The 25,094-nt window shown below is 56.6% G+C and carries 19 protein-coding genes and 1 pseudogene; 12 read left to right on the top strand and 8 right to left on the bottom strand.

The window, feature by feature from the left end:
• Window position 1 precedes the first annotated feature (1 nt).
• The 4 genes from SMD27_RS07915 to asnB are packed head-to-tail and all read left to right on the top strand — an operon-like array spanning window position 2 to window position 6,857.
• Entirely contained in the window at window positions 2-2,158 is a 2,157-nt protein-coding gene (locus SMD27_RS07915) for a bi-domain-containing oxidoreductase (RefSeq protein ID WP_320507827.1), read from the top strand.
• Window positions 2,133-3,311 (top strand): glycosyltransferase, encoded by a 1,179-nt coding sequence (locus tag SMD27_RS07910; RefSeq protein WP_320507826.1) that lies wholly within the window; start codon window positions 2,133-2,135, stop codon window positions 3,309-3,311. The genes SMD27_RS07915 and SMD27_RS07910 overlap by 26 nt, the downstream gene beginning before the upstream one ends.
• Window positions 3,312-3,323: 12 nt before the next feature.
• Complete coding sequence (wzy, locus tag SMD27_RS07905; protein WP_320507825.1) at window positions 3,324-4,844, top strand: O-antigen polysaccharide polymerase Wzy; 1,521 nt, start codon at window positions 3,324-3,326, stop codon at window positions 4,842-4,844.
• An 18-nt stretch (window positions 4,845-4,862) separates the two neighbouring features.
• Entirely contained in the window at window positions 4,863-6,857 is a 1,995-nt protein-coding gene (gene asnB / locus SMD27_RS07900; protein WP_320507824.1) for an asparagine synthase (glutamine-hydrolyzing), read from the top strand.
• Here asnB and SMD27_RS07895 read toward each other — a convergent pair.
• On the bottom strand, window positions 6,772-8,061 hold the full coding sequence (locus SMD27_RS07895) for a lipopolysaccharide biosynthesis protein (RefSeq protein WP_320507823.1): 1,290 nt from the start codon (window positions 8,059-8,061) through the stop codon (window positions 6,772-6,774). The two genes, asnB and SMD27_RS07895, sit on opposite strands and share 86 nt — an antisense overlap.
• A gap of 2 nt (window positions 8,062-8,063) precedes the next feature.
• Window positions 8,064-8,840: a class I SAM-dependent methyltransferase gene (locus SMD27_RS07890; RefSeq protein ID WP_320508645.1), complete on the bottom strand. Its 777-nt coding sequence runs from the start codon at window positions 8,838-8,840 to the stop codon at window positions 8,064-8,066.
• A gap of 386 nt (window positions 8,841-9,226) precedes the next feature.
• Here SMD27_RS07890 and SMD27_RS07885 point away from each other — a divergent pair, with 386 nt between their 5' ends.
• Both SMD27_RS07885 and SMD27_RS24125 read left to right on the top strand, forming a co-directional pair.
• The gene (locus SMD27_RS07885) at window positions 9,227-10,123 is read left to right on the top strand and encodes a putative glycoside hydrolase (RefSeq protein WP_320507822.1); all 897 of its coding nucleotides are present in this window, start codon (window positions 9,227-9,229) and stop codon (window positions 10,121-10,123) included.
• Between the two features lie 667 nt (window positions 10,124-10,790).
• A pseudogene (locus tag SMD27_RS24125) lies at window positions 10,791-10,946 on the top strand (DapH/DapD/GlmU-related protein); the annotation flags it as partial.
• 44 nt (window positions 10,947-10,990) lie between these two features.
• Here SMD27_RS24125 and phhA read toward each other — a convergent pair.
• Complete coding sequence (gene phhA, locus SMD27_RS07875) at window positions 10,991-11,890, bottom strand: phenylalanine 4-monooxygenase (protein WP_320507820.1); 900 nt, start codon at window positions 11,888-11,890, stop codon at window positions 10,991-10,993.
• A 123-nt stretch (window positions 11,891-12,013) separates the two neighbouring features.
• On the opposite strand from phhA, the gene SMD27_RS07870 reads away from it, so the two are divergent.
• Window positions 12,014-12,499, top strand: a complete 486-nt coding sequence (locus SMD27_RS07870) for an Lrp/AsnC family transcriptional regulator (RefSeq protein WP_320507819.1) — start codon at window positions 12,014-12,016, stop codon at window positions 12,497-12,499.
• 4 nt (window positions 12,500-12,503) lie between these two features.
• Here SMD27_RS07870 and SMD27_RS07865 read toward each other — a convergent pair whose 3' ends face one another.
• Window positions 12,504-13,040, bottom strand: coding sequence for an Lrp/AsnC family transcriptional regulator (locus SMD27_RS07865; RefSeq protein WP_320507818.1), 537 nt, complete (start codon window positions 13,038-13,040; stop codon window positions 12,504-12,506).
• A gap of 64 nt (window positions 13,041-13,104) precedes the next feature.
• Here SMD27_RS07865 and hppD point away from each other — a divergent pair, with 64 nt between their 5' ends.
• The 4 genes from hppD to maiA are packed head-to-tail and all read left to right on the top strand — an operon-like array spanning window position 13,105 to window position 17,066.
• A complete protein-coding gene (hppD, locus tag SMD27_RS07860; RefSeq protein WP_320507817.1) occupies window positions 13,105-14,214 on the top strand; it encodes a 4-hydroxyphenylpyruvate dioxygenase in 1,110 nt (369 codons plus the stop codon).
• Window positions 14,215-14,255: 41 nt separating this feature from the next.
• Window positions 14,256-15,563, top strand: coding sequence for a homogentisate 1,2-dioxygenase (gene hmgA / locus SMD27_RS07855; RefSeq protein ID WP_320507816.1), 1,308 nt, complete (start codon window positions 14,256-14,258; stop codon window positions 15,561-15,563).
• 28 nt (window positions 15,564-15,591) lie between these two features.
• Entirely contained in the window at window positions 15,592-16,605 is a 1,014-nt protein-coding gene (locus tag SMD27_RS07850; protein ID WP_320507815.1) for a fumarylacetoacetate hydrolase family protein, read from the top strand.
• Between the two features lie 14 nt (window positions 16,606-16,619).
• Entirely contained in the window at window positions 16,620-17,066 is a 447-nt protein-coding gene (maiA, locus tag SMD27_RS07845; protein ID WP_320507814.1) for a maleylacetoacetate isomerase, read from the top strand.
• Window positions 17,067-17,274: 208 nt separating this feature from the next.
• Here the strand turns inward: maiA and SMD27_RS07840 are convergent, their stop codons facing one another.
• Window positions 17,275-17,754, bottom strand: coding sequence for an Lrp/AsnC family transcriptional regulator (locus SMD27_RS07840; protein WP_320507813.1), 480 nt, complete (start codon window positions 17,752-17,754; stop codon window positions 17,275-17,277).
• A gap of 147 nt (window positions 17,755-17,901) precedes the next feature.
• On the opposite strand from SMD27_RS07840, the gene SMD27_RS07835 reads away from it, so the two are divergent.
• A complete protein-coding gene (locus SMD27_RS07835) occupies window positions 17,902-21,420 on the top strand; it encodes an indolepyruvate ferredoxin oxidoreductase family protein (RefSeq protein ID WP_320507812.1) in 3,519 nt (1,172 codons plus the stop codon).
• Here SMD27_RS07835 and SMD27_RS07830 read toward each other — a convergent pair.
• From SMD27_RS07830 to SMD27_RS07820, 3 genes are read right to left on the bottom strand one after another with little or no spacing between them, the layout of a single operon-like run.
• On the bottom strand, window positions 21,393-22,322 hold the full coding sequence (locus SMD27_RS07830; RefSeq protein ID WP_320507811.1) for a hydroxymethylglutaryl-CoA lyase: 930 nt from the start codon (window positions 22,320-22,322) through the stop codon (window positions 21,393-21,395). The genes SMD27_RS07835 and SMD27_RS07830 overlap by 28 nt on opposite strands.
• On the bottom strand, window positions 22,319-24,304 hold the full coding sequence (locus tag SMD27_RS07825) for an acetyl/propionyl/methylcrotonyl-CoA carboxylase subunit alpha (protein WP_320507810.1): 1,986 nt from the start codon (window positions 24,302-24,304) through the stop codon (window positions 22,319-22,321). Before SMD27_RS07825 ends, SMD27_RS07830 begins: the two co-directional genes overlap by 4 nt.
• Window positions 24,297-25,091: an enoyl-CoA hydratase-related protein gene (locus SMD27_RS07820; protein WP_320507809.1), complete on the bottom strand. Its 795-nt coding sequence runs from the start codon at window positions 25,089-25,091 to the stop codon at window positions 24,297-24,299. The genes SMD27_RS07825 and SMD27_RS07820 overlap by 8 nt, the downstream gene beginning before the upstream one ends.
• Window positions 25,092-25,094 lie beyond the last annotated feature (3 nt).

Raw genomic sequence — 25,094 nt, 5'->3', positions numbered from 1 at the left:
CATGAAGCAGGTATTGCAGAGCCTAAAGAACGGCGAAGTCTGGCTGGAAGACGTTCCTCAGCCGCTGATCCGCAGCAACCATGTTCTCATCAGGACCAGTCGCTCCATCGTTTCCGCCGGTACGGAAAAGATGCTGATCGATTTCGGGAAAGCCAATCTCTTGAACAAGGCGCGGCAGCAGCCGGACAAGGTCCGGGAGGTTGTCGATAAGATCAAGACAGACGGCCTTTTGCCGACGATCGAAGCCGTCCAGGGCAAACTGGACCAGGCCATACCCCTCGGCTACTGCAATGTCGGGACCGTCATCGGGGTCGGTGAAGGCGTTACACAGTTTGCCGTTGGCGATCGCGTCGTCTCGAATGGCCCTCATGCCGAAGTCGTCTGTGTCCCGCAGAATCTTTGCGCCCATGTACCCGATAACGTGTCGGACGAAAGTGCCGCTTTCACCGTGCTCGGCGCAATCGCCCTGCAGGGTATACGCTTGCTGAACACCACTTTGGGCGAAACTGTCGCGGTCATCGGCCTTGGCCTTATCGGTCTGATTTCCGTTCAATTGCTGCGCGCCAGCGGCTGTCGAGTCATCGGCATCGACTTTCCCGGCCGTCGTCTCGAACTCGCCCGCCAATTCGGCGCAGAGGTGATTGAGCTGGGACGGGATGATGTGGACCCGGTTGCGACGGCGATTGGCATGACGGATGGCGTCGGTGTTGATGCCGTGGTGATCGCGGCCGCGACCAAGAGCAACGACCCCGTCCATCAGGCGGCACAGATGTGCCGCAAACGCGGCCGGATCGTCCTGGTCGGTGTCGTCGGCCTGCAGTTGCAACGGGCGGATTTCTACGAGAAGGAGCTGACCTTCCAGGTTTCCTGCTCCTACGGCCCCGGCCGATATGATCCGCAATATGAACAAAAGGGCAATGATTACCCCCTGCCCTTCGTTCGCTGGACGGCCCAGCGGAACTTCGATGCCCTCTTGTCGATCATGTCGAGCGGGCAAATCGACCTTGACCCGCTGTTGTCTCATCGGTTCCAAATCGACTCCGCCATGGAGGCCTATGCCACCTTAGAGGCTGGCGGATCACTTGGCATCCTGCTCAGGTATCGCAATGATGCCTCGGTGGCTGGGGAAATCGGCACGGCGGAAACGCGTCCCCATGTCGTTTATCTGCCCCAAGCCAAGGCGGCGGAGCAGACCCATCGTCTGTCCGTTGGCTTCATTGGCGCTGGCGGCTATGCCAATAAAGTTTTATTGCCTGCCTTCAGCAAGGCGTCGGCGAGCTGTACTGCCATTGCGTCACTCGGCGGTGTGTCTGCAGCCCGCGCCGCCAAGAAATTCGGCTCTAGCATGGCGACCACTGATCTTCGGGAAATTCTGGAGAATCCCCGGATTGACGCCGTCGTCATCGCGACCCGCCATGATAGTCACGCTTCGCTGGTTGAGACGGCGCTGACGCAAGGCAAGTATGTATTCGTCGAAAAGCCGTTGGTGACCACATCAGAGCAACTGGCTCGTCTAGAAGATCTCTTCCGGCGGGAACCGCATCTGGGCAGCCGCCTCATGGTTGGCTTCAACCGCCGGTTCTCGCCGCTGATCAGCCGCTGCAAGGAGCAGTTACGGACGTTGCAGGAGCCGAAAATCGTTTTGATGACCATTAATGCCGGGGCCATTCCCAGAGAGCATTGGTCTCAAGATGACCAAGCCGGCGGCGGACGGATCATCGGCGAGGCCTGCCATTTTATCGATTTGGCCACCTACCTGGTCGGTTCTCCCGTGACGGGTATGCAGGTCACCTCCATGGCGGGCTTGCCGGTCACGGATCGACGCGACGATAAAGTCAGCTTTACCCTGCAATATGCCGACGGCTCACTTTGCACGATCGTCTATGCGGCAAATGGACATAAATCCTTCCCCAAGGAAAGGGTCGAGATTTTTGCCGGTAACCGTGTGCTGCAAATTGATAACTTCCGTTCTCTTCGCGGCTATGGCTGGCCCCGCCGGATCAATTCTTCCCTTTGGCGCCAGGATAAGGGCAACAACGCCTGTGTGGCGCAATTCGTCGAATCCGCTCGCAACCGGCAGCCCTGCCCGATCCCGCTGGAAGAACTTATGGAAGTGAGCAAGGTGACGCTCGATGTCGCATCCCGTGCACGATCTTGATCCTGTCACGCTGATAGACCAGCAATGCTCGACCAGCATGCGGGACGGTGATCCATTGCGCGTATTACACTGCATTCACGCACTGCACGGCGGCGGTGCGGAACGGCAATTGAAGCTGCTTGCCAGCGCATCCCATAGCGCCGCGGTGCAGTCGGCCATCTTCTGCGTTGAACCGGGCGATGCCAGCACACTGAACGTCCCCATCTATCAGGCCAAAAAGAAGGGCAAGTATGACCTGTCCGTCTACAGCGCTCTGATGGATGCCATCACGGCCTTTCAGCCCGATGTGATTCATGCCTGGCTACCGGCATCGATGACGATTCCCGCAATGGTTGCAGCAAGGCGACGTGGCATTCCCTGTATCTATTCATATCGCAATGCCATGCGATTTCATCGCCCACTGTCATTGCCGGAATATGCGGTGGCGACCTTTTGCTCCCAACAGATCATCTCCAATAATCCCATTGCCCAATCTATTGCCGCTTACCGCCTTCTGTTCCGCGCAAAGTCCGGCGTGACCATCCCCAATGCCGTCATGGTTGACCCGGTATTCACGAAGACCAGCCTCACCGATGGAGAAAACGGACCGGCAAATTTGCTGTTTGTCGGGCGCTTGACCAAGCAGAAAAACATAGATTGCCTGCTCCGTGCTCTTGCGATGCTGCCGCCGGAATTGAACTGGCGGCAGACCATCTGCGGCGTCGGTGAAGATGAAGGCGCGCTGCGCAAGCTCGCAGGCGAACTGCACCTGACGGATAAGGTGAATTTCTGCGGCTATCGCCATGACGTATATGCATTGATGCAGCAATCCGATATTCTGATTCTTCCTTCCTGGTGGGAGGGAATGCCGAACGTGCTGTTGGAAGGTTTGGCAATTGGGCTACCTTGCATCGCCTCGGATATCGCAGCAACCCGCAGCCTGCTGAACGAGGAATGCTGCACTTTCTTTGACCCGGCATCGCCCCTTGAATTGAGCGATGCGATCGAAACGCTCCTTCGGAATCGCGATCGAGTCGTGCAACAGGTTGCGGCAGGACGAAACGTCGTATCCAAATACAGCATCGAAAAGCTCGTCGAGCGCTATGCCGAACTTTATCGTGGGCTGGTAACCGGACGCAAAGATCCGACGGGCCTCCAGTTAATGTCGTCGTGAAAGCTGTCGTAGATGTCGTTCGCCACGGATAGACAGATACTGGTTCGATTGCCGCAATATCCATTGGCGCGGCTGATCTTGATTCTCGTCAGCTTCGGTCTGATTGCGCTGGCTTTGCTCGATATCCTTGGTCCGAAATACACCGACAATATCTGGTCTCAGACGGTCAGTATCTGCTTGTTGGTCTGGATTATCGCGTTTTCGGCCTTCCTGCTTGCGACCCATAAGTCTCTTTATTGTTTCGGACTTGCTTATGTTATCGCCCTTGTCCTGTTTCACCTTGGATCGATCGTGGCGATCGCCGTCGGCATTCTGCGCCCCGACGACGTCGCCATCGAGCTGTCCGAACAAGGCATTCGCCTCGCCAGCTGGTATACGATCTATGCGTTGGGAGCTTTTGGCATCGGCTATGCCGTGGGGCTCAGAATTGAGCGGCGGGTCATCCCGGTTCAGACCGTACGCGCAACGTTGGATCTGGAATTTTTCTATGGTTTCGGCTTGTTGCTGGCCTCGTGCGTCTTTCTAGCTTTGGCCATCCAAGCCCTTGGTAATCTGCTGAATTATTCAAGGCTTGATCTATTCCAAACCAAAGACGACGTCCGCGGTTTCGGGGCGATGCTGATGGTGTTTCCCTCTTCCCTGATCGCACTCGTCATCGGTGCCAACCGGCCAACCCAACGACTGATTGCTTATAGTATCGGCTTCATTGGCTTTGCACTTCTCGTCCTGTCCGGATATCGCACTAGCGCGCTTTATCCGGTGATGATCGGCGCTATTCTTTGGGTCAAAACCGGCCGGCGCATTCCAAATGTCCTCGCAATTGGGATGATTGTCGCCGTGATGATCGCCATCCCCATCATCGGCACGTTACGCCAGACCGGGCCTTATGGGGCACTCAACCAACAGCAATTGAGCGAGGCAGCGGATCAAAGCGATTGGCGGGCCGGTCTCGTTTCGATGGGCCAAACGAACGGCATTCTCGGCGCCATGCTGGACCTTGTGCCGAGGCGCGATCCTTATCGATATGGCGAGAGTTATATCACCGCGGTGATTCAAGCCTTCCCGAATATCGGGATGAAGCATGCTGAAAGCCCGCGTGAGCTCATCAATCGCCTGAAAACCGAGCCGGGCGGAGACCCCGCAAGAAGATTGCCGCTTAATGACTGGCTCACATATCGCATCGCACCGGATCAGTTCTTCATGGGCGCCGGCACGGGCTCCTCGGCAATTGGCGAGGCCTATGTGAATTTTGGCGTGGCCGGCGTGTTTTTCGTTTTTGTTCTGTTTGGCTTCGGCCTTTCCAGGCTGGACGGGCTCAATTTGAGACATCGTCCGTGGTTACTGCTAACTATCTCCGTTGGTATGTTTCACTTCTGTCGAACGGTTCGCGATGACATCTCCAACTTCACCAAACCATTTGTATTCTGCCTCATTATCATCCTGCTCTGGACCCTGGTCTTAAAGGCGATGCGGCGCACCGGTATTCTGGCGCGCTGGGTTCCGCAAGTGAGATCAACACCTCATCCCCAGTAGAATGAACGGATAGACTATATGTGTGGCTTTGCCGGAATTCTTCAGTCAGACCGCTCGCCGGACAATTGGGCCGGGCCGTTACGCCGTATGGGCGATGCGATCAGGCATCGTGGACCGGATGACGGCCAGATCTGGTACGATCCGAATGCCGGAATCGGCCTTTCCTTTCGTCGGTTAGCTATCCTTGACTTGTCACCGGGCGGCCGTCAGCCCATGACGTCGCATAGCGGCCGGTATGTCATCGTCTTCAATGGCGAAATCTACAATTTCCGCCAGATCCGCACTCAATTGGGCGATCATGCTCATGCCTGGCAAGGCCATTCGGATACCGAGGTTCTGCTGGCGGCGATTGAAGCCTGGGGCGTGGAACGAGCTGTTAAAGCGACAATCGGCATGTTTGCTTTTGCGCTCTGGGATCGTCACGAACGCAAACTGTTCCTGGCGCGGGACCGCATTGGCGTCAAGCCGCTCTATTACGGCTGGACGGGCAATACGTTCCTCTTTGGATCGGAGCTGAAGGCTCTGCAAGCGCTCCCGGGTTTCAGCGCGACGATCGATCAACAGGCCGTTTCGGATTACCTGCGCGGCGGCTTCATCCCTGCACCCCGATCGATTTACACCACCTTCCACAAATTGCCGCCAGGTCACATCGCTCAGCTGACCGGGGCGAATGCCGAAAAGCATATGGCACCGACCGTAGCGCCCTATTGGTCGGCTGCCGATAGTGCAATCGCGGGCAAGAAAAACCCCTTCAAAGGTGATCTTCCGGCTGCCATCGACGAACTGGACGACCTGCTGCATGACGCGATTCAACTGCGCATGATAGCCGATGTGCCGATCGGCGCCTTCCTGTCTGGCGGGATCGATTCGTCGATCGTTGTCTCGATCATGCAAAAACTAAGTTCTGCGCCGATCCGTACCTTTGCTATCGGCTTCGAAGAAGAATCTTATAATGAAGCGCAGCATGCCGCCCTCGTCGCCGCACATCTTGGCACACAGCATACAGAGCTGGTCGTTCGGCCGCAGGACGCACTGGCGATCATTCCGTCCCTGCCCGATATCTTCGATGAGCCCTTTGCCGATTCTTCGCAAATCCCAACCTACCTGGTGAGTCGCTTGGCAAGACAGGACGTCACCGTTTCGCTCTCTGGGGACGGCGGCGACGAGATCTTCAGTGGCTATGAGCGATATCGGCGTTCCAAGACGAGTTGGTCCCGCCTGTCTTTGCTCCACCCGGATATTCGCTCGCCTCTTTGCACAGGCATGTCGCGCGCTGCGAGATACGCCGCCTCCGTGCTCCCTGCCGGTGCCGCGGCCAAACCTGTTTCGCTGCTGAAGATGGCGTCCCGGCTAGCCCCGCTGCGGGAGAAAAGCGCATTTGATTTTTATCGAAGCTATATCGACCAGTGGCGGGGTTTGGGTGGTAGCACCAGGAGCAATGCCGACTGGGTGCGTCTGAACCAACCTGATCTTCATCAAATGCCGTTGGATCATCTTATGATGCTTGATGATTTGACCCATTATTTGCCTGACGATGTGCTGACGAAGCTCGATCGCGCCAGCATGTCGGTAAGCCTGGAGGCGCGGGAGCCACTGCTTGATCACCGGATCATCGAATTCGGCTGGCGGCTGCCTTTGGAAATGAAAACCGGCGCCTCCCAAGGCAAGATCATCCTGCGACGCCTGCTGGAGAAGTATGTGCCCCGCCACATAACCGAAAGACCAAAATCCGGATTCGGCGTACCGATCACGGAATGGCTGCGCGACGGTTTGCGCGATTGGGCGGGCGATCTCCTCTCAGATTCCGCCCTGAAAAGCGCTGGCTTGGTGGATGTCAAGGTTGTGCGCCAGCTATGGCAGGAGCATCGCAATGGCGCGGCCAACTGGCATCAGCAGCTATGGCAAGTTCTGATGCTGCAAGCCTGGATCACTGCGCAGCCGGCTCCGAAATCGGTTCCTTCGATGATTGGCCATTTGCCGGCATCCGCCGACACATCCTTATCGTTGTCATAGCAAAGGCCAGCATTTGCACCGCTGAGGCGAGCAGGAGCGCTTCCGCCGCGCCATAGGCCCCACTTTTTGGCACCAACACGAGCGAAGCGCCTGCCGCCACGGCCAGAAACAGCAATGCATTCAGCGTTTGCGGCCAGTAACTCTGGGCCGCCGTCACCGCGGTTCCGAAAAGTGCCGAGGAATTCAACATGCAGCCGACGATCATCATCAAGACGAGAAGCGGCGCATAGGCGCTGTAAGCCGGCGTATAGAGAAGCCGCAAAATCAGCGGACCGGCGAAGAAGGTTACCAGGACCGCCAGCAGGCCGATGCCCCAGATGAAGGCCAGGCCGACTGTCATCAGTCGAATGAACTTCTTCGTATCGGTCATATGGTAGACGGCAAAGCGGGGCAGAATGGTATTGTTGATCGCCGTGGTTACAAGATTAAGGGCGACAATCAGATAGGCGATGCTGGCAAAATATCCGAGTTCCGCATCACCCGCCCAGTGCGCCAAGGCATAACGCGGCGTGTTGACGGCCAGAGTGTTGGCCATGAGTACCAGCGCCATGGGAATCGCAAGCGTGAAGACCTGCCGGAACTGGCCGGTCGAGAAATGCGGCATCAATCCTTCCCGCGCAGAAAGCCCTTCCCGTTGCACCAACTTCCGCGCCTGGGGCAAATCGTAGATCAACAGCAGGAGCGTCCAACCGGCGAAGATCAGTAACGCCCCCGCGAGGAGCGAGTCGAAGATCAGCTGGCCAGCAGCGATGCCGCAGATCGCCAGGATTCCCTTTATCATCATGGATTGGGAAATGATCCGCATGTTTTCGTGCTTTTGCAGAAATCCATAGACGATGTCGGAGATCGATTCGGCGGCCTTGAACAGCCCTACGGCGAAGATGACCGCCATGCCAAGCTCATCGCTTCGCGTGTAAACCGCAATGACGGCGATGGCGATCAGGGCAAGGCTCGTGCAGATCAGACGGAAGCCGAAATAGATCGGAAAAGAGAAACGGCCGCGCGCATCTGCCGCCTGAATGGTACGGAGCTGGCAATTCGAGAGCGACAGAACCGGACTCGTCACAGCCAATGCAAGCGAGAACAACCCCACAGTACTGGCAGAGGAAAGCTTGGCAAGAACCATGAGGATGGCCCATTGGCAGCCCGAATAGAAGACATTGCCCGCCAACGTCCAGCCCACATTTCGTTTTAGACTTGCCATTATTACTTTCCATCAGTTGAAGGAAATTGCTGCTTATCTTGAAGCGCTAACTGTGGTGATTTCTTGACCAGATTAGCGATCAGCAAAACGCGCAGGAAGCTGAATATCTCCGCCGAATTGACCGTGCGCTCGTAAATCCAACCGAAGACATAGGCCGGAAGAAACAGTCGAAGATATTCGGGCCGCCCTTCGAGAAGCTTGATGGTGGCGATTTCGAAGCCGATCTGGCGCGCCAGTTGACGAATTTGTGACGGGCTGTTCAACAAATAGCATGTCGGAAAGGTATCGATGCTTTCGCGGCCACGGAGCCGGTTGAAGAACTGATGAAACTCCAATGGCGTGAGGCGAGCCAGCATCGTGACGTAGTGCGTCCGGTTGGGTGTTTTGAACAGAAATTTTCCATTTGGCTTCAAGATGCGATGCACTTCGCGCAAGACCTCCTTAGGGCGCTCCAGATGTTCCGCGACGTTGTCCGCGAAGACCAGATCGAAATACTCATCCGGATAAGGAATGCTGTGCCCGGTCGCAATCTTAGCTTCATCGAGATGCGGGTTTTCAAGCACGCGAGGGTCCGGATCGATTCCGCAAACCCGCTTCGCCAAACCGCGAAATCGCATCGCCTCGACGATCCCTGCACCCGCGCCCAAATCGAGGATGCAATCGTTCGGCTGAAGCGCTTCGATGATGAGATCGCGAAAAATACGATCATCCCAATTGTCTGGAACGCCCGGATACAGGACGTCATCCAGCCACTTTATCATTCTGCCGCTTTCGCGCATCACCACGACCATTCTGCGATAAACAGCCGATGCTTCGCCCCCAAAGCGGTGGCGATTTTAGCGAAGACGCCTTCGACGGCAAGCCTGATCTACAACCAGCATATTATATTCGGTTATATCCGCCCTGACTCACCTAAGCTTTGATTCAAATACGGCAGTATCATTTACATTCGCATGTAAGGTCCGGGGATTTGTTCTACGGCAGCGTGCGCTTGCGAGCTGTGAGAGATCACGAAAGCGCGAGCAAGAGGGATGGACAGTGCAACGCGAGCGTTGTTTCCTCTAATAATGCTGAGCGCGTCGCGACCGCTCGCAGGCGACGGTCGATGTTGCCAAGAATGCCGACGGTGACCAACGAAACCTCTAGGCTTTGAGAAAGGTTCGTCATGTTGATTAGTCGACGGACAGCACTCCTCGCAGCGACAAGCACCCTGCTGTCGCCGCGCGCTTTCGCAAAGGTCCTTAGCGGCCCCGACTTCCAGGTTCCTCCGCTTTATTGCGTTGCATATGTCACTCCGAAAATCCCTGCCCAGGCCGGCCAAGAGAAAACGATTGCACGCTATCCGTTGACGCTTGTTTCGCAGGCTACTGATCGCCTGTCGGTCAAATGGCGCGACACGATCAAATCGATTAATCCCGATATCATCATGTTGGGTTATCATGACGTCATCGATCAGACCACGGTTCCGGGGCCCGGCCATGCTCACATGTCGAAGGTGAAAGATGCCTGGTGCGTGCGCCCCGATGGCGTTCTCTCCGCAACCGGACCCGCCAGCAAGCGGCGGTACATCTTCGACCCACGCAAGCCGAGTTTTCAGACAGCTCTGGTGGAAGCCTGTCAGATCGTGATGGAGTCCTATCCCTATGACGGCTTGCTGCTCGATCAATGCACGATCTACCGTGCGGCCCATCCGGATGCCGAAGTCAGGGAAGAAATGTTGGCGGCATTACGGGAAGCAATCTTGAAAGTCAGGCAGGCTTTGCCGAATACCATCCTGATCGGCAATTCCAGCTACGACTTCCCTGGACTCAATGGAGAGATGCTGGAAAATCGGCCATCGAAGGCGAGAGAGGAGATCAAGCCTTTCCCGCAACACACGAAGCCCGAAATCAATCTATTCCAGCTGGAGATCAAGAACCCGAACGAGGTCGATAAGGTGAAATCGAATATGGCTCTCGCTCACGAACTCGGCGCATCGTTTGGTTGTGGTGTCAATTATCAGCAAATTCTTTGGTACGACTTCTTTGATGATGTTATGCGGGGCTATAAGAGGACGATTTAAAGCCACTGTTAATCCTTGCATCGCATACTCGGCAGTCGCGCCTCGTTGCGTCGCTCTCCTGGCATGCTCTGACATCCACTAGTTTCCTTTCAATCGCACGACACACCGTCCAGAATTCAAATGGAATTGCTTACCAACGCAGCGAGCTAGGAATGACGTCCAATGGGACTTGAAAGAAGGATTGCAGTCAGAAATCTAGAGGAATTCCCGCCGCTTTCCAGTGATAGAGCGGGATGTGCTTCTCTTCAATTTATTGGACATGATTTGTCACATAGCGCAGCAAAACGAGAAGGTATTCGCCATGAGTAGCGGTTTCGTTCACTGGCACCTGATGATTGGCTACGAAATGGCCATGCGGATCCTCTTCGCCCTGCCGCGATATCGTTTCCTGGACTGCGTCAAAGCGTTCTTTCTCCGCTCTGTCGGTGCTCATATCGGGAAGCGCCCCAGTTTCTATCCTGGTGTATGGATCACGCCTGGACGCAACCTTGTCGTCGGCGATGACGTCAATTTCGCGCTCGATGTATTGATTGGAACGGCGGGTGGCGTGACGATCGGCAATCGCACACTGATCGGCTATCGCACGCAAATCCATTCTTCCAATCATCGTGTTCCGCCCGATGGCGGCTCGATCTTCGAGTCCGGGCGGGACTACGCGCCCGTCTCAATCGGGTCTGAAGTCTGGATCGGCGCCAGCTCGATCATCCTCCCCGGCGTCACGATTGGTGACGGCGCAGTCGTCGCTGCCGGCAGCGTCGTCACAAAGAATGTGGAACCTTATACGATTGTCGCCGGAAATCCGGCACGGAAGATTCGCGACCGGGATTGGCGGCAATCAAAAGCTTGCTAGTGACGAGACATCCGTCTTCATCGTTTCCCTGCATGCACCACAACATCGGTCTCGACGATTTCATCCGCTGAAATCGCGCTGCCCGAAATTGCGTGATAGATCGGCGCGAAAGGCTGCCGCATGGCGTTGAACAAGTCGTCAAAACGCTCTAAAACAAAATAAGTGGACTGAAAGCTGTCAATTCGATAGTCCGTTTGCATCACGCGCTCCAGCCGGAACATGATGCGATTAGGTATCTCGCTATCGACGCTATAGGCGGTTTCGGTCGCGGAAGATAACATGCCGGCTCCATATGCCTTGATCCCATCGGGGGATTTGATCAGGCCGAACTCGACCATATACCAGAACAGCCTGGCGAGCAGCTTGGTGGCATTTAACTCCAATGCCTCTGCTCCTTTGCGGCCATATTCCTGCAGGTAGTCGGCAAAAACGGGCTGCGTCAACAACGGCACATGGCCGAAGAAATCGTGAAACACATCCGGTTCCACCAAGTAATCCATCTCTTCGGGCTTGCGCAGCCAGACCGTGACGGGAAATTGTCGCTTCGACAAATGCGCAAAGAAAACATCATCCGGTATCAGTCCCGGCACGGCGACAATTTGCCATCGCGTTCGACGATGAATGACCTCGCTCGCCTGATCGAAGCGGGGAATGCGGTCCATCGGCATATTTAAATGAATCAGTCCGGCTAGAAAGGAATCTGCAGCATAGCGCTTGGCAATACGCACTTGGCGCTCATACAGGCGCTGCCACAATTGATGTTCGGCAGCGGTGTAATCGCGCCAGCTTTGATCCGTCGTGTAGTCTGCACGCATATGCGTATAGTCGCCACGCAGACCCGTGACCGGCATGTTTGAAATGGCGGCTTGTGATATTTCTTTGTGCGGCAGCACCGCGGATTGCTGGGCGTCTGACATGAAGGCCGTCCTGTCTTATTCACCAGCTCCTATTTTGGCAGGGGAGACGGAGTTTTTATTACCAATTCGCGGCGGCAAACGATTATTTTTGGTATAATCTGCCAATCTAGGCAGGAGTCTTAGATGAAATCTGCTCAGGCAATTGATTCCATCGATCTCAAAATCCTCCATAATCTGCAGCGGGACGGCCGCATGTCGGTCGTCCAATTGGCCGAGGAAGTCGGCCTTTCAGTGACGCCCTGCTTGCGACGGATCAAGCGGCTGGAAAGCGACGGCGTCATCCGAGGATATCGGGCCGATCTTGATCCGAAAAAAGTTGGCTGTGCCTTCCAGGCCTTCATCCAGGTACGCCTCAGTGACCACGCGGAAAAGACGGTGGAAGATTTCGAGCATGCCATCCTGCGTCAGCCTGAAGTCGTTGCCTGTTATGCGATGACAGGCGACACGGACTTTCTCCTGCATGTGATGACAAGCGATCTCGATGCCTTGAGTGAATTCGCCGTCAAAACCTTGTTGCGCATGCCGGGGGTCCGTGAATCCCATTCCAGCATCGTGTTTTCGATTCTAAAGGAAAAGTCGGCGATCCCCATCACCGCCGTCACGGAATAGCCAGTCAATCCGATAACGGCATTGGCAGGTTGCCTTCTTCTTTCAGGACGTCCAATACGACCTCCGAACGTAAGCGATCAATCGATTGATGCGGTAACAGGACATCGTTGATCAGATCCGACAGTTCCTTGAGACTGGCCACAACAACCTTGAGGACATAATCGGAATCGCCGGTCAGGGCATAAGCCTCAAGTATCTCTCGGCGATCGAGAACCAGTTGACGAAACCGGCTTGCATTATCCGGCGAATGCGTCGCCATGGTGACGTGGACAAAGACGAGAACGGACATACCAAGTCGTTCGCGGTCGAGCAAAGCCCGATAGCGGCGAATAAGACCGCCCTCCTCCAAGGCTTGGCGACGACGCGACACCTGAGAGGCCGACAATCCGATCCGATCTGACAATTCGGCATTTGTGGCTGCGGCATTTTCCTGCAGCGCAGCCAACAGCTTCCAGTCAAACGGATCCAGTTTGAATGAATCGTGCATCACTGCATTATACACCGCACAGTAGCAGCAAAGAATGCCGAAAAACTCATGCATTCGCACACTTCATGCAGGTCAGGTCGGTTAACCTGAATGGCAATCGCCTGGATGGAGTTGCCCCATGGAAACCTCACCTCACTCTCCGTCGCGCGTTCGCTTAGACTCCGCCAATCCTGCGGGCACAGACGGCTTTGCCTTTGTAGAGTTTGCTCATCCCGATCCGACCGAACTCTCCAAGGTGATGCGGGCCATGGGTTTCAGCGCGGTCGCCAAGCACAAAAACCGTGAGGTCACACTCTGGCGTCAGGGCGACATTTGCTACATCGCCAATGCGGAACCCAATTCCTATGCAGCAGCCTTCTGCGCAAAGCATGGTCCCAGCGCCGTGGGTATGGGGTGGCATATGATATCCCCCCAGGACGCCTACGAGCGTTCCTTGAAGCTTGGCGCCAAGCCGGCTTCCGCGCGTGGCGATACACTCGCGATCGACGCGCCGGCGATCGAAGGCATCGGCGGCTCTGTAATTTACTTCGTACCCCAGCAATTCGGCAGTTGGTTGGAAGGGTTTAACCCCATTCAGGGCGTCACGCAGCGTCCGTCGGGTGCCGGACTAACTTATATCGACCACCTAACCCATAATGTCCGTCGAGGGCGGATGGATGTATGGTTCGACTTTTATCGCCGGCTGTTCAATTTCCGCGAAATTCGTTTCTTCAATATTGAAGGCAAGCTCACCGGACTGACCTCCCGCGCCCTCACCAGCCCATGCGGCAAGATCCGTATTCCGATCAACGAATCCGTCGACGATAAAAGCCAGATCGAAGAGTATCTGCGCGATTATCATGGCGAAGGCATTCAACACATTGCTTGCGGCACCGAGGATATCTACAGCACGGTTGCCAAATTGCGTGCGAACGGCCTGCCATTCATGCCCTCTCCGCCGGCGACCTATTATGAGCGCATCGCGGATCGCCTGCCCAACCACGGGGAGCCTCTTGAACGGATGCGTAAATGTGGCATCCTGATTGATGGTGAAGCCGCTGAAGGCGGTCGCGACGCGCGCCTTCTCCTGCAGATATTTTCGGGTACGGTACTTGGGCCAATCTTCTTTGAATTCATTCAAAGAAAAGGCGACGATGGCTTCGGGGAAGGCAATTTCAGGGCGCTCTTCGAGTCGATCGAAGAAGATCAGATTCGCCGCGGTGTATTGCGATCACCCGATGCTGCCTAGCGACGCGACGACGAACCTGGACCATCGCCGAGGATTCTACAATGAACCTGCATTACATGTCCGGCTTCGGCAACAGCTTCGAAACCGAGGCCTTGCCGGGGGCGTTGCCTGTTGGCCAGAATTCTCCGCAGCATGTCCCATATGGCTTATATGCGGAGCAGATTTCCGGCTCTCCATTTACCGCGCCCCGCCATCTCAATCGCCGCTCCTGGTTATACCGGATCAGACCCAGCGTGAAACATGGCGGTCGTTTTAAAGCTGTAGACAGTGGTGATATCCGCACGGCACCCAATTCGACTGAAGCGAGCCTGCCGATCGCGCAGTTGCGATGGAGCCCGTCCTCAATACCGGATCGCGCTCAGACTTTCCTCGATAGTGTACATACGATTACGACATGCGGTGATGCCGAAGCTCAATCCGGCATGGCGGTCCATCTACTCCTCGCCAGCCAAACTATGACAGAGTCTTATTTCCAGAATGCGGATGGGGAATTCCTCATCGTCGCCCAGCACGGAAAGCTCCGCTTCCATACGGAGCTTGGCGTTGTCGAAATTCAGCCAGGTGAAATCTGTGTCATTCCCCGCGGGATCGTCTTTCGCCTGGAGCTTCCTGATGGTCTGGCCCGCGCTTATATCTGCGAAAACTATGGCCTCCCCTTCATGCTGCCCGAGCGTGGGCCCATCGGGGCGAACGGCCTTGCCAATGAACGGGATTTCCAGGCGCCGATCGCTGCCTGGGAGGACAAGGACTGCGCAAGCGAGCTATATATAAAATGGTGCGGCAGGCTTTATCTTGCTGAGATCCAGCACTCGCCGCTGGATGTGGTTGCCTGGCACGGCAATTACACGCCCTATAAATATGACCTACGCCGCTTTTCCCCCATGGGTGCGCTCCGGATCGATCACGCGGATCCGTCCATTTTTACGGTGCTGACTTCGCCTTCCGCTGTCGCCGGCACGGCAAATGTCGACTTCGCTATTTTTCCCGAACGCTGGGCAGTCGCCGAGAACACATTCCGGCCGCCCTGGTATCACCGAAATATAATGTCGGAATTCATGGGGCTCATTTACGGCACCTATGATGCCAAGCCATCCGGCTTCCGTCCGGGCGGCATGAGCCTGCATAATATGATGATGCCGCATGGGCCGGATGCTGAGGCCTTCGACAAGGCCACGCAGGTGGAGCTGACGCCGGTCAAACTGCAGGACACGCTCGCTTTCATGTTCGAGACACGCTTCCCGCAGCGGATTACCCGCTATGCGGCCGAGCTACCGACCCGCCAGGAGGATTACATCGATTGCTGGTCGGACCTGCCGAAACGGTTCGATCCTAGAAATAAAGCTGTATAGGTGCCAAACATTTAACGGGGGGCTTGGAATGAAACTTGCATCGCTGAATGATGGGAGCCGCGATGGCCAGTTGGTCCTGGTTAGCCGCGACCTTGCTTATTATACGCAGGTCAGCTCGATCGCCCGCACCTTGCAGATGGCTTTGGATCGATGGGATGAGTTGGCCCCTCACCTTGCGGCTGTGGCGGAGAGCCTTGAACACGGCGCCGTTCCGCGAGAACGCTTCCACGAACATGATTGTCTGTCGCCATTGCCCCGGGCCTATCAGTGGGCAGACGGATCGGCCTATGTAAACCACGTCGAACTTGTCCGCCGGGCACGCGGCGCAGAACTTCCCCAACGCTTCTGGACCGACCCGTTGATGTATCAGGGAGGATCGGATTGCTTTCTCGCACCGCGCCAGCCGATCACCCTGGGCGACATAGCCTGGGGTTTGGATTTTGAGGCTGAGATTGCCGTCATCACCACGGATGTACCGATGGTCGTCACAGCGGAAGCTGCGCTGGGGCACATCGCCCTGGTCATGCTGGTTAATGACGTTTCGTTGCGCAATCTAATTCCCGAGGAATTGACCAAGGGGTTCGGTTTTTTCCAGTCGAAACCATCTTCTGCGTTTTCACCCGTTGCGGTGACACCGGACGAGCTTGGCCCAGCCTGGCGCGATGGCCGGCTCCATCTCACGCTGCGAACCTTTGTCAATGGCGATCCCTTCGGGCGGCTGGATGCGGGAAAAGATATGACATTCAGTTTCGGCGATTTGATCGCGCATGCGGCCAAGACACGGAACCTCGCTGCCGGCTCGATCATCGGATCCGGTACGATTTCCAATCGGGACGACCAAGGCGGTCCGGGACGGCCGCTTGCTGCAGGTGGCCGCGGCTACGCCTGCATCGCCGAGCAACGCATGGTGGAAATCATTCGTCACGGCGCCGCGGAAACACCGTTCATGACAGCTGGCGACCGCATACGCATTGAAATAGCGGCACCAGATGGACACTCGCTCTTCGGTGCCATCGAGCAGGAAATCCAGCTCGCCGGGTAGAGGACTGCCCTTCCATGGATAAGCTCACGCTCTATGGCTATTTTCGCTCCTCAGCAGCCTATCGCGTGCGCATCGCGCTCAACTTGAAAGGTCTTTCCTACAAGCAGCGTTTCGTCCATCTGGTTAGAGACGGTGGCGAGCAACACAGGGCCAGTTATCGTGTGATCAATCCGCAAAAGCTCGTTCCAACTCTGATGGCAGGCGACCGGGCTCTCACCCAGTCGGCAGCGATATGCGAATATCTCGAAGAAGCTTACCCCGCGCCACCGCTTCTGCCGCCCGATCCCCTGGCCCGTGCCTTTATCCGTAGCATCATGCAGGCAATCGCCTGCGACATCCATCCGCTAAACAATATGCGCGTCTTATCCTATCTGACGAAGACTTTCGGCATGTCGGACACAAACCGGGCTGCATGGTATCGGCATTGGATCGAGAGGGATTGGCGGCAATCGAGATCATGATCTCCAAGCATGGCGATACCGGGCAATGCTGCTATGGAGATACCCCTACCTTTGCCGACGCTTTTCTGATTCCGCAGCTTTTCAATGCCCGGCGTTTCAGTATTCCGCTTGATGCTTATCCGCGGCTGACCGCGATCGAAACCTATTGTCTTGGGCTAGATGCCTTTAGGACGGCGCATCCATCCGCGCAACCCGACGCCGAAAGGCCTTAACTCTCGTGTCGCGGCAGCGCAATGGGCAAAGCCGTCTCATAGGTGATGCGGCGCACCGAGAAGAACGACTGGATGTCCTTCACACCTTCAATCCTCGTTAGCTTGCCAGTAACGAAATGCTCATAGCCAGCCATGTCATGTGACACGATCCGCAGCAGATAATCGTGCACACCCGTCACCAGGTGACACTCCATCACTTCCGGACATTTGTGGATTTCGGCTTCGAATATCTCGAACTGCGTTTCTGTCTTTCGCTCGAGCTGCACGAAAATGAAGACGTTGATTGAATAGCCAACCTTCTCCGGATCAATGAGTGCCGTGAATCTCTGGATAAACCCTTCTTCTTCGAGGATCTTGAGCCGCCGCTGGCAAGGCGTTGCCGACAACCCTACGCGTTCCGCCAGATCGACGGTTCTGATTCGGGCGTCCTTTTGCAATTCATTGAGAATCTTCACATCGATCTCATCGAGCTTCATTGAAGGTCCTCTCTAAAGGAGAGGCCCATTTTAGAGGAAACCCCTAAAGGGAGGCAATTGCGTCCCATGGTTTGGTGAGAAACGCGAAGGCGTTTCCGTTAAAATTTCTGGGTGAACAGTTTCATGTCTGGCAAGCGGAGCCTATTCATGAACGCACCAATCATAAAGACCGCAGCCGGAAAATATGCCGGCCACACGCTCTCAGACCGGTACCAGCAAATCCAAGGCCGAGTGCTTTTGACAGGCATTCAGGCACTTGTCCGTCTGCCGATCGACCAGGCAAGGTCGGACCGGCAAAATGGCCTGCGTACCGCCGGTTTCATTTCCGGCTATCGCGGTTCTCCCCTTGGTGGATACGATCGGGAGCTCTGGCATCAGCAAACTTTGCTGCAACAGCACAATATTCGCTTTCAGCCTGGATTGAATGAAGATCTGGCTGCGACGATGGTCTGGGGCACACAACAAGCCCAGGCTTTTCCAGGCAGCCGCTTCGACGGTGTGTTCGGATTGTGGTACGGCAAAGGTCCCGGCCTGGACCGGTCGACCGACGCGTTACGTCATGCCAATAGCTACGGCACCGCGGCGCTAGGTGGCGTTCTCGCCTGTGTCGGGGACGATCACACTGCGCAATCTTCCATCTTTCCGCACCAGAGTGATCACATTCTCGAAGCGGTGATGATGCCGACCTTGTCGCCGGCCAGCATCGACGAATACCTGACCCTGGGTCTTGCCGGCTATGCCATGTCGCGGTTTTGCGGCCTGTGGACAGGTTTTAAGACGGTTACGGAAGTGGTGGAAAGCGGCCGCACGGTTACATTGTCGGCCACACCCCATTTCATCTTGCCGCCTGATATAACGTTGTCACCTCATGGCCTCAATGCAGACCCGCATCTCGCTTGGCCACAAGAACGCGCCGAATTGGAGCGGCGGGTGGTAGACGAACGGTTGCCAGCGGCGCTTGCTTTTGCGCGGGTCAATCAGTTCAACCGTATCGTTTATGGCTGCCCCAAACCGCGCATTGCTTTTGTCACCGTCGGCAAAGCGCATCTTGATACCCTTCGTGCGCTGCGTGAGATGGGTATCAGCGAGGCCGACGCCAATACGTTGGGTATCGCCATCTACCGCATGGCCATGACCTGGCCCATCGAGCCGGAAGGCTTGCGGCATCTGGCTAGCGGATTGGCCGGTCTATTGGTGGTCGAGGAAAAGCGTTCCTTTGTCGAACGACAAATCAAGGATCTGCTTTATCATCTGCCCGCCGATCAGCGGCCCGTGGTGGCCGGCAAGGCTCTTCCCACGGGAGAGCCTCTCCTGCCGGACGTTTCGGACCTGTCGCCGGCCGCCGTCTCCCAAGCCATTGCACGCTTCCTACAGATGCTCCGCATCGATGACGCGCGGATCAATCAGCAAGCTGCCCAAAAGCCTGCCCTACCGGGGGCCAACGAAACAATATCCGGTCTGCTGGCTCGCAAGCCTTTCTTCTGCTCCGGCTGTCCGCACAACACCTCAACCAACGTACCGGATGGCAGTTTCGCGACCGCCGGTATTGGCTGTCATGTCATGGCGCTTGGAGAAGCGCGTAATACCCGGACATGGTGCCAAATGGGAGGTGAAGGCGCCCAATGGGTCGGTCTATCCGGCTTCACGGATATGCCGCATCTTTTCGCCAATATGGGCGATGGCACCTACCAACATTCCGGTTTGCTCGCTATCCGACAGGCAGTCATCGCCAAGGTCTCCATGACCTTCAAGCTGCTTTACAACGATGCCGTCGCCATGACTGGGGGACAGGCTCCCGATGGCCATCCGAATGTCTTTCAGATCGCCGCCCAAATTGCGGCAGAAGGTGTGACGAATCTGTCGGTCGTGACCGATGAGCCTGGGAAATATGCCGGCTTTGGTACCTTCCCCGCTGGCGTGACTATACATCATCGTCACGAGCTGGATACGCTCCAGCGGCAATATCGCGATCTGCCAGGCGTTTCGGTGATCATCTATGACCAGACCTGCGCGGCGGAAAAGCGCCGGCGCCGGAAACGCCAGAAACAGGAACTGCCCGTCCGCGCCTTCATCAATGAGCGTGTCTGCGAAGGATGCGGCGATTGTCAGAAAACATCCAACTGCATCGCGGTCGAACCCAGCGAAACTGACCAAGGACGGAAGCGGCGGATCAACCAGACGGCCTGCAACGGCGACCTTTCCTGCATTGATGGCTTTTGCCCAAGCTTCGTGACCATCGCGGACGCCTCCCCTCGCAAACCCGACACCGATCAATTAACCGAGATCGAGGCTGATTACGCTACCCGTTTAACCGAGCCGATCTTTGCCGGCACGTTGGACCAACCCTATCGTGTCCTGGTAACCGGTATCGGCGGTTCCGGCATCGTCACCATTGGCGCCATCCTGGCCATGGCGGCCCATCTAGAGAACAAAGCCGCGGAATGCCTCAATTTCACCGGCTTGAGTCAAAAAAATGGCGCTGTCGTTTCGCATTTGCAGATCGCTTTGCATGATAGCAGCCTGGATGTCGCCCGCATCCACCAAGGCCAGGCCGATCTGATGCTGGCCTGCGATCTCGCCGTCGCGGCCTCGCCAATGGCCCGGCCGCTCTGCGACAAAATGCGGACGGCGATAATCGCCAATGTGAACCTGACGCCGACAGCTGATTTCGTGAACCAACCGGATATCTTGCTCGATGCGGATCTGCATCGTGGCGCTTTGGCGCGTGTTAGCAATGACGCCCAATCCAGCTATGTTGAAGCAATGCATCTCGCCGAAGCCTTGTTCGGCGACAGCACTTTTTCGGGAATCCTGCTGCTTGGGCTGGCCTATCAGCGGGGCCTGATTCCCGTCGGCGCAGCTGCTATCGAGCGCGCCATCGATCTGAACGGTGTCGCTGTCGAGTTAAACCACCGGGCGTTCCTCTGGGGGCGCATCTTTGCTGCCATGCCGGAGGCCATGACATCATATCTTGGGACTGCGATCGCCCATCAGGCCACGCTCTCCGAGATAATCGCTGTCAATCGCGCGGATCTCGTGGCCTATCAAAATAAGGCCTTGGCCAAGCGGTATGAGCGACAAATAGCGCGTATCGCCACCATCGAAAAAACCCTGCAAGGCGAGGCCGGCCGGTTAACCGAAACCGTCGCTAAGGCCTTGTACAAGTTGCTCGCCTACAAGGACGAATATGAGGTCGCCCGGCTCTACACGGACGGAACCTTTCTGAAGCAGCTTGGCGCCACCTTCGATAATCATACGCAGCTTACTTTCCATATGGCACCGCCGCTGCTTGCACCGCGAGATCCTGCCACCGGGAAGCGGCGAAAAATCAAGCTGAATGGCCGGTGGGTTATGCTGCTTCTCCAATTGTTGAAATATGGAAAAGTCCTGCGCGGCACGGTTTTTGATCCGTTCGGCTGGCAATCGGATCGGCGCCTTGAGCGGCAACAGGTAAGGGAATATGAAGCCGATCTCGAGCTCATCGCCCTCAATTTATCGTCGCAGAATATGAAGGCTGCCATCGCTCTCGCCGCCATCCCGCTGCAGATTCGCGGTTTCGGTCATATCAAGGAAGCGAGCGCCCTGGAAGCTGAGCGGCGACGGAGGACGCTGCGTGAGGCTTTGGTCGCCACCGAAATTCAACAGGTGCCGGCACGCTGCGCTTGATCCAGCCGGTTCAACAGCGCCGTTGCCGCCTTCGACTGGTTCTTGCGGCCTAAAATGGCCGTAATATAGGCACCAGCATCCAGCAGCTTGTCCAGATCGATGCCTGTTTCTATACCAAGCCCCTGCAGCATATAGAGCACATCTTCCGTTGCGGCATTGCCGCTGGCGCCCGGCGCATAGGGACAGCCGCCCAAGCCGGCAATCGCGGAATCGATAACCGATATGCCCAGATCGAGCGTGGCATAAATATTCGCCAAGGCCTGGCCATAAGTGTCATGAAAATGCACTGCAAGCCGCTCAATCGGCACTTTAGTACCAACCGTCTCCACCAAACGGCGCGCTGCCAGCGGTGTTCCAACACCGATCGTATCTCCCAGACTGACTTCGTAGCAGCCGAGATCCGCCAGCCGGGTGGCGAGGTCAGTGACGACAGTTGGCGACACCGCGCCTTCATAGGGGCAGCCCAGGACACATGAGATATAAGCGCGTATCCGGATCTTGGACTTATGCGCTTTTGCCGTCACCTCGGCGAAGCGCTTAAGACTTTCGCCGATCGAACAGTTGATATTACGCTGGGAAAAAGTTTCAGAGGCAGCGGCGAAAACCGATATTTCCGTCACGCCTGCTGCCAGGGCAGCATCGAGCCCGCGTAGATTTGGGACCAACACCGGGTAAGATACCCCCGGGCGAGCGTCGATAGCAGCCAGGACTTCAGCGGTATCCGCCATTTGCGGGACCCATTTCGGCGATACGAAGGCGCCGGCCTCGATCGTCTGCAGGCCGGCGGCCGCGAGTTGTTCAATCAAGGCGACCTTTACATCGGCGCTAAGCGGGACACTTTCATTCTGCAGGCCGTCGCGCGGGCCGACTTCAACGATTCGCACTTTCCTCGGCAGTGTCATTGCGATCCGCCCTCCGCTGCCAGGGTTAGGAGATCCGCCCCTTCCTTCACTTGCTGTCCTGCAATGAAATGAACAGCAGCAACGGTGCCGTCATGAGGCGCCCTGATGACATGTTCCATCTTCATCGCTTCAAGAATGATCAAGGGGTTTCCTTTTGTCACAATGTCACCTGGCTTGATCAGGATTTGAACGATGGTCCCCGGCATGGGCGCCGTCAAGCTGCCAGGTCCTGCACCGACAGCGTCGGCCCGCGCCATGGGCTCGTCCCGCATCAGACAAAGGGTCTTTTCATCATTCATCATCCAGATGGCCGGTCCATCGAAAATCACTTTCGCACTTTCCGCTACCTTGCCAATCGCAGCCGAAATCGATTGCCCGAACAAAGCCGGATTCTGAATATCGAAGCTCCGATGACCACCCACCTGCACATGCCAATTCTGGCCGTCCGACGACCAAATCGACACCTCCCGCAATACACCGTCGAGATGGAAGCGCTGCCGCGACCGGATGGGCAAGTTAAGCTCCCAGCCGACCAGCCGGGTCCAGGGATCGTTCAGGCCGGACGCATCGACCGCTGGACGCAAGGTGACGGCAAGGCCGGCCAAAGCGAGAAGCAGATCCGATCCGCTATTATCTTGTATCAATGAAGCTGCATGGCGTTCGAAGAACGCCGTATCGAACTCGGCTGATACGAATTCCGGGTGCTGAATAGCGGTCCTCGTGAAGTCGCGATTGGTCATGACGCCGGCCAAATGTGTCTCGGCAATCAATTGCCGTAGCCGCGCCAAAGCCATCTTGCGTGTCTCGCCCCAGGCAATGAGCTTGCCGAGCATCGAATCGTAATAGGTGCCGACAATATCACCCTCGATCATGCCGGCATCGATCCGACGCCCAGGCAAATCACGCGGCCAGCTCAAATGTAAAATCCGCCCGCCGGTCGGCACGAAATCACGCATTGGATCTTCAGCGCAGAGGCGTATCTCGACCGCATGGCCGCTGCCGTGAACCCATTCTTGGGTTACCGGCAGGGCCTCTCCCGCGGCCACACGCAACTGCCATTCCACCAAGTCAAGCCCTGTGATCATTTCTGTAACCGGATGCTCGACCTGAAGCCGGGTATTCATCTCGATGAAATAGAATTTGTCGCGCGTATAGAGAAATTCGACGGTGCCGGCGCCGAGATACTTGGCGGCCTTGGCGAGTTCAACCCCCGCTTCGGCCATTGCTTCTCGTATTTCTCTGGGTATATGCGGCGCAGGTGCTTCTTCTATCAGCTTCTGATGGCGGCGCTGCAGCGAGCAGTCCCGATCGCCCAGATAGACAACATTGCCAAAGCGGTCTCCGAAGATTTGGACTTCGACATGTCGCGCATGCTCCACATATTTTTCCAGCAGCAACGTATCCTGCCCAAAGGACGCCTTTGCTTCTCGCCGCGCTCCGGCGATTGCTGCGCCCAGGTCTTCCGCATGCCGGACGACCCGCATGCCGCGCCCGCCGCCGCCTGCAGCCGCTTTCAGTAGAACGGGATAGCCGATCCTTGCGGCGGCCTCGGTAAATGCTTCTTCACGCTGGTTTCCATCGTAACCGGGCACAAGCGGCATATGGATGGCCGCTGCGAGGCGCTTCGCGGCCGCCTTGTCGCCCATCAACCGGATCGTATCAGGCGGTGGGCCCACGAAGCAAAGCCCGGCGGCCAGACAAGCTTCGGCGAAATCGGCATTCTCGGACAGAAATCCATAGCCGGGATGGACAGCCTCTGCGCCGCTCGCCAGGGCGACCTTGATGACGGCGTCGATGTTCAAATAACTTTCGCCCACAGCGGCCGGTCCGACCGGATAAGCCTCATCCGCGAGCCGCACATGTTGCGCCGTTGCGTCGGGGTCGGAATAAATAGCGATGCAATGCAACCCCAGGCGCCGCGCTGTCCGGATGATGCGGCAAGCGATCTCGCCGCGATTGGCGATCAGCAGGCGCTCAAACACGCTGATGCCTCATCCAAGATGGCGGGCGTTTGTCGAGAAAAGCCTGCATGCCTTCTCGACCTTCCGCAGATCCGCGTAACTCTGCAATTCGACTGGCGGTCCATTCCTGAATTGGAACATCGTTGCCAGTCGAACTGACTCTTAAGATCAGGTCTTTGGCCGCCGCCTGAGCTAGCGGTCCGCCTTTGCGCAGATCGGCACATAAAGTCGAGATGGCTTCTTGCAGATCCTTGCTTGCGATAAGCCGGTGGACCAGACCTAGCCTTAAACCCTCCTCTGCCGAAAATCTTTCCCCTGTCAGAAAATATCGTCTGCAAGGCCGTGCGCCGATCGCTGCAATGACATAAGGGGAGATCACAGCGGGTATCAGGCCCAGGCGGACCTCGGATAAAGCGAAGGCCGCTTGATGACTTGCCAGGACGATGTCGCAACAGGCAAGGAGGCCGACACCGCCACCATAAGCCGCACCATCGACAACACCGATGACCGGCTTTGGGCAAGCATCGATGCGCTGCAACAGCTTGGCAAGCGCCAAGGCGTCCGCCTCGTTTTCGGCGCTGGTCTGGCCAGCGACACGTTGCATCCAGGCCAGATCGGCGCCTGCGGAAAAGCTTTTCCCCTCTGCCGCGAGCACAATGAACCGTATGGCGCCATCCTGCGACAAATCGTCGAAAATCCTGCTCAGTTCGGCGATCATCCGGTCATCGAAGGCGTTGTGACGCTTCGGCCGGTTGAGGGTCACGGTCGCTATGTCATCCCGCCGATCGACCAGAATAAAGTTGCCCATTTG

The organism is Dongia soli, assembly GCF_034044715.1.
GTDB lineage: Bacteria > Pseudomonadota > Alphaproteobacteria > Dongiales > Dongiaceae > Dongia_B > Dongia_B soli.
The sequence above is the reverse complement of the archived record's forward strand: the minus strand, read 5'-3'. Positions and strand labels throughout refer to the sequence as shown.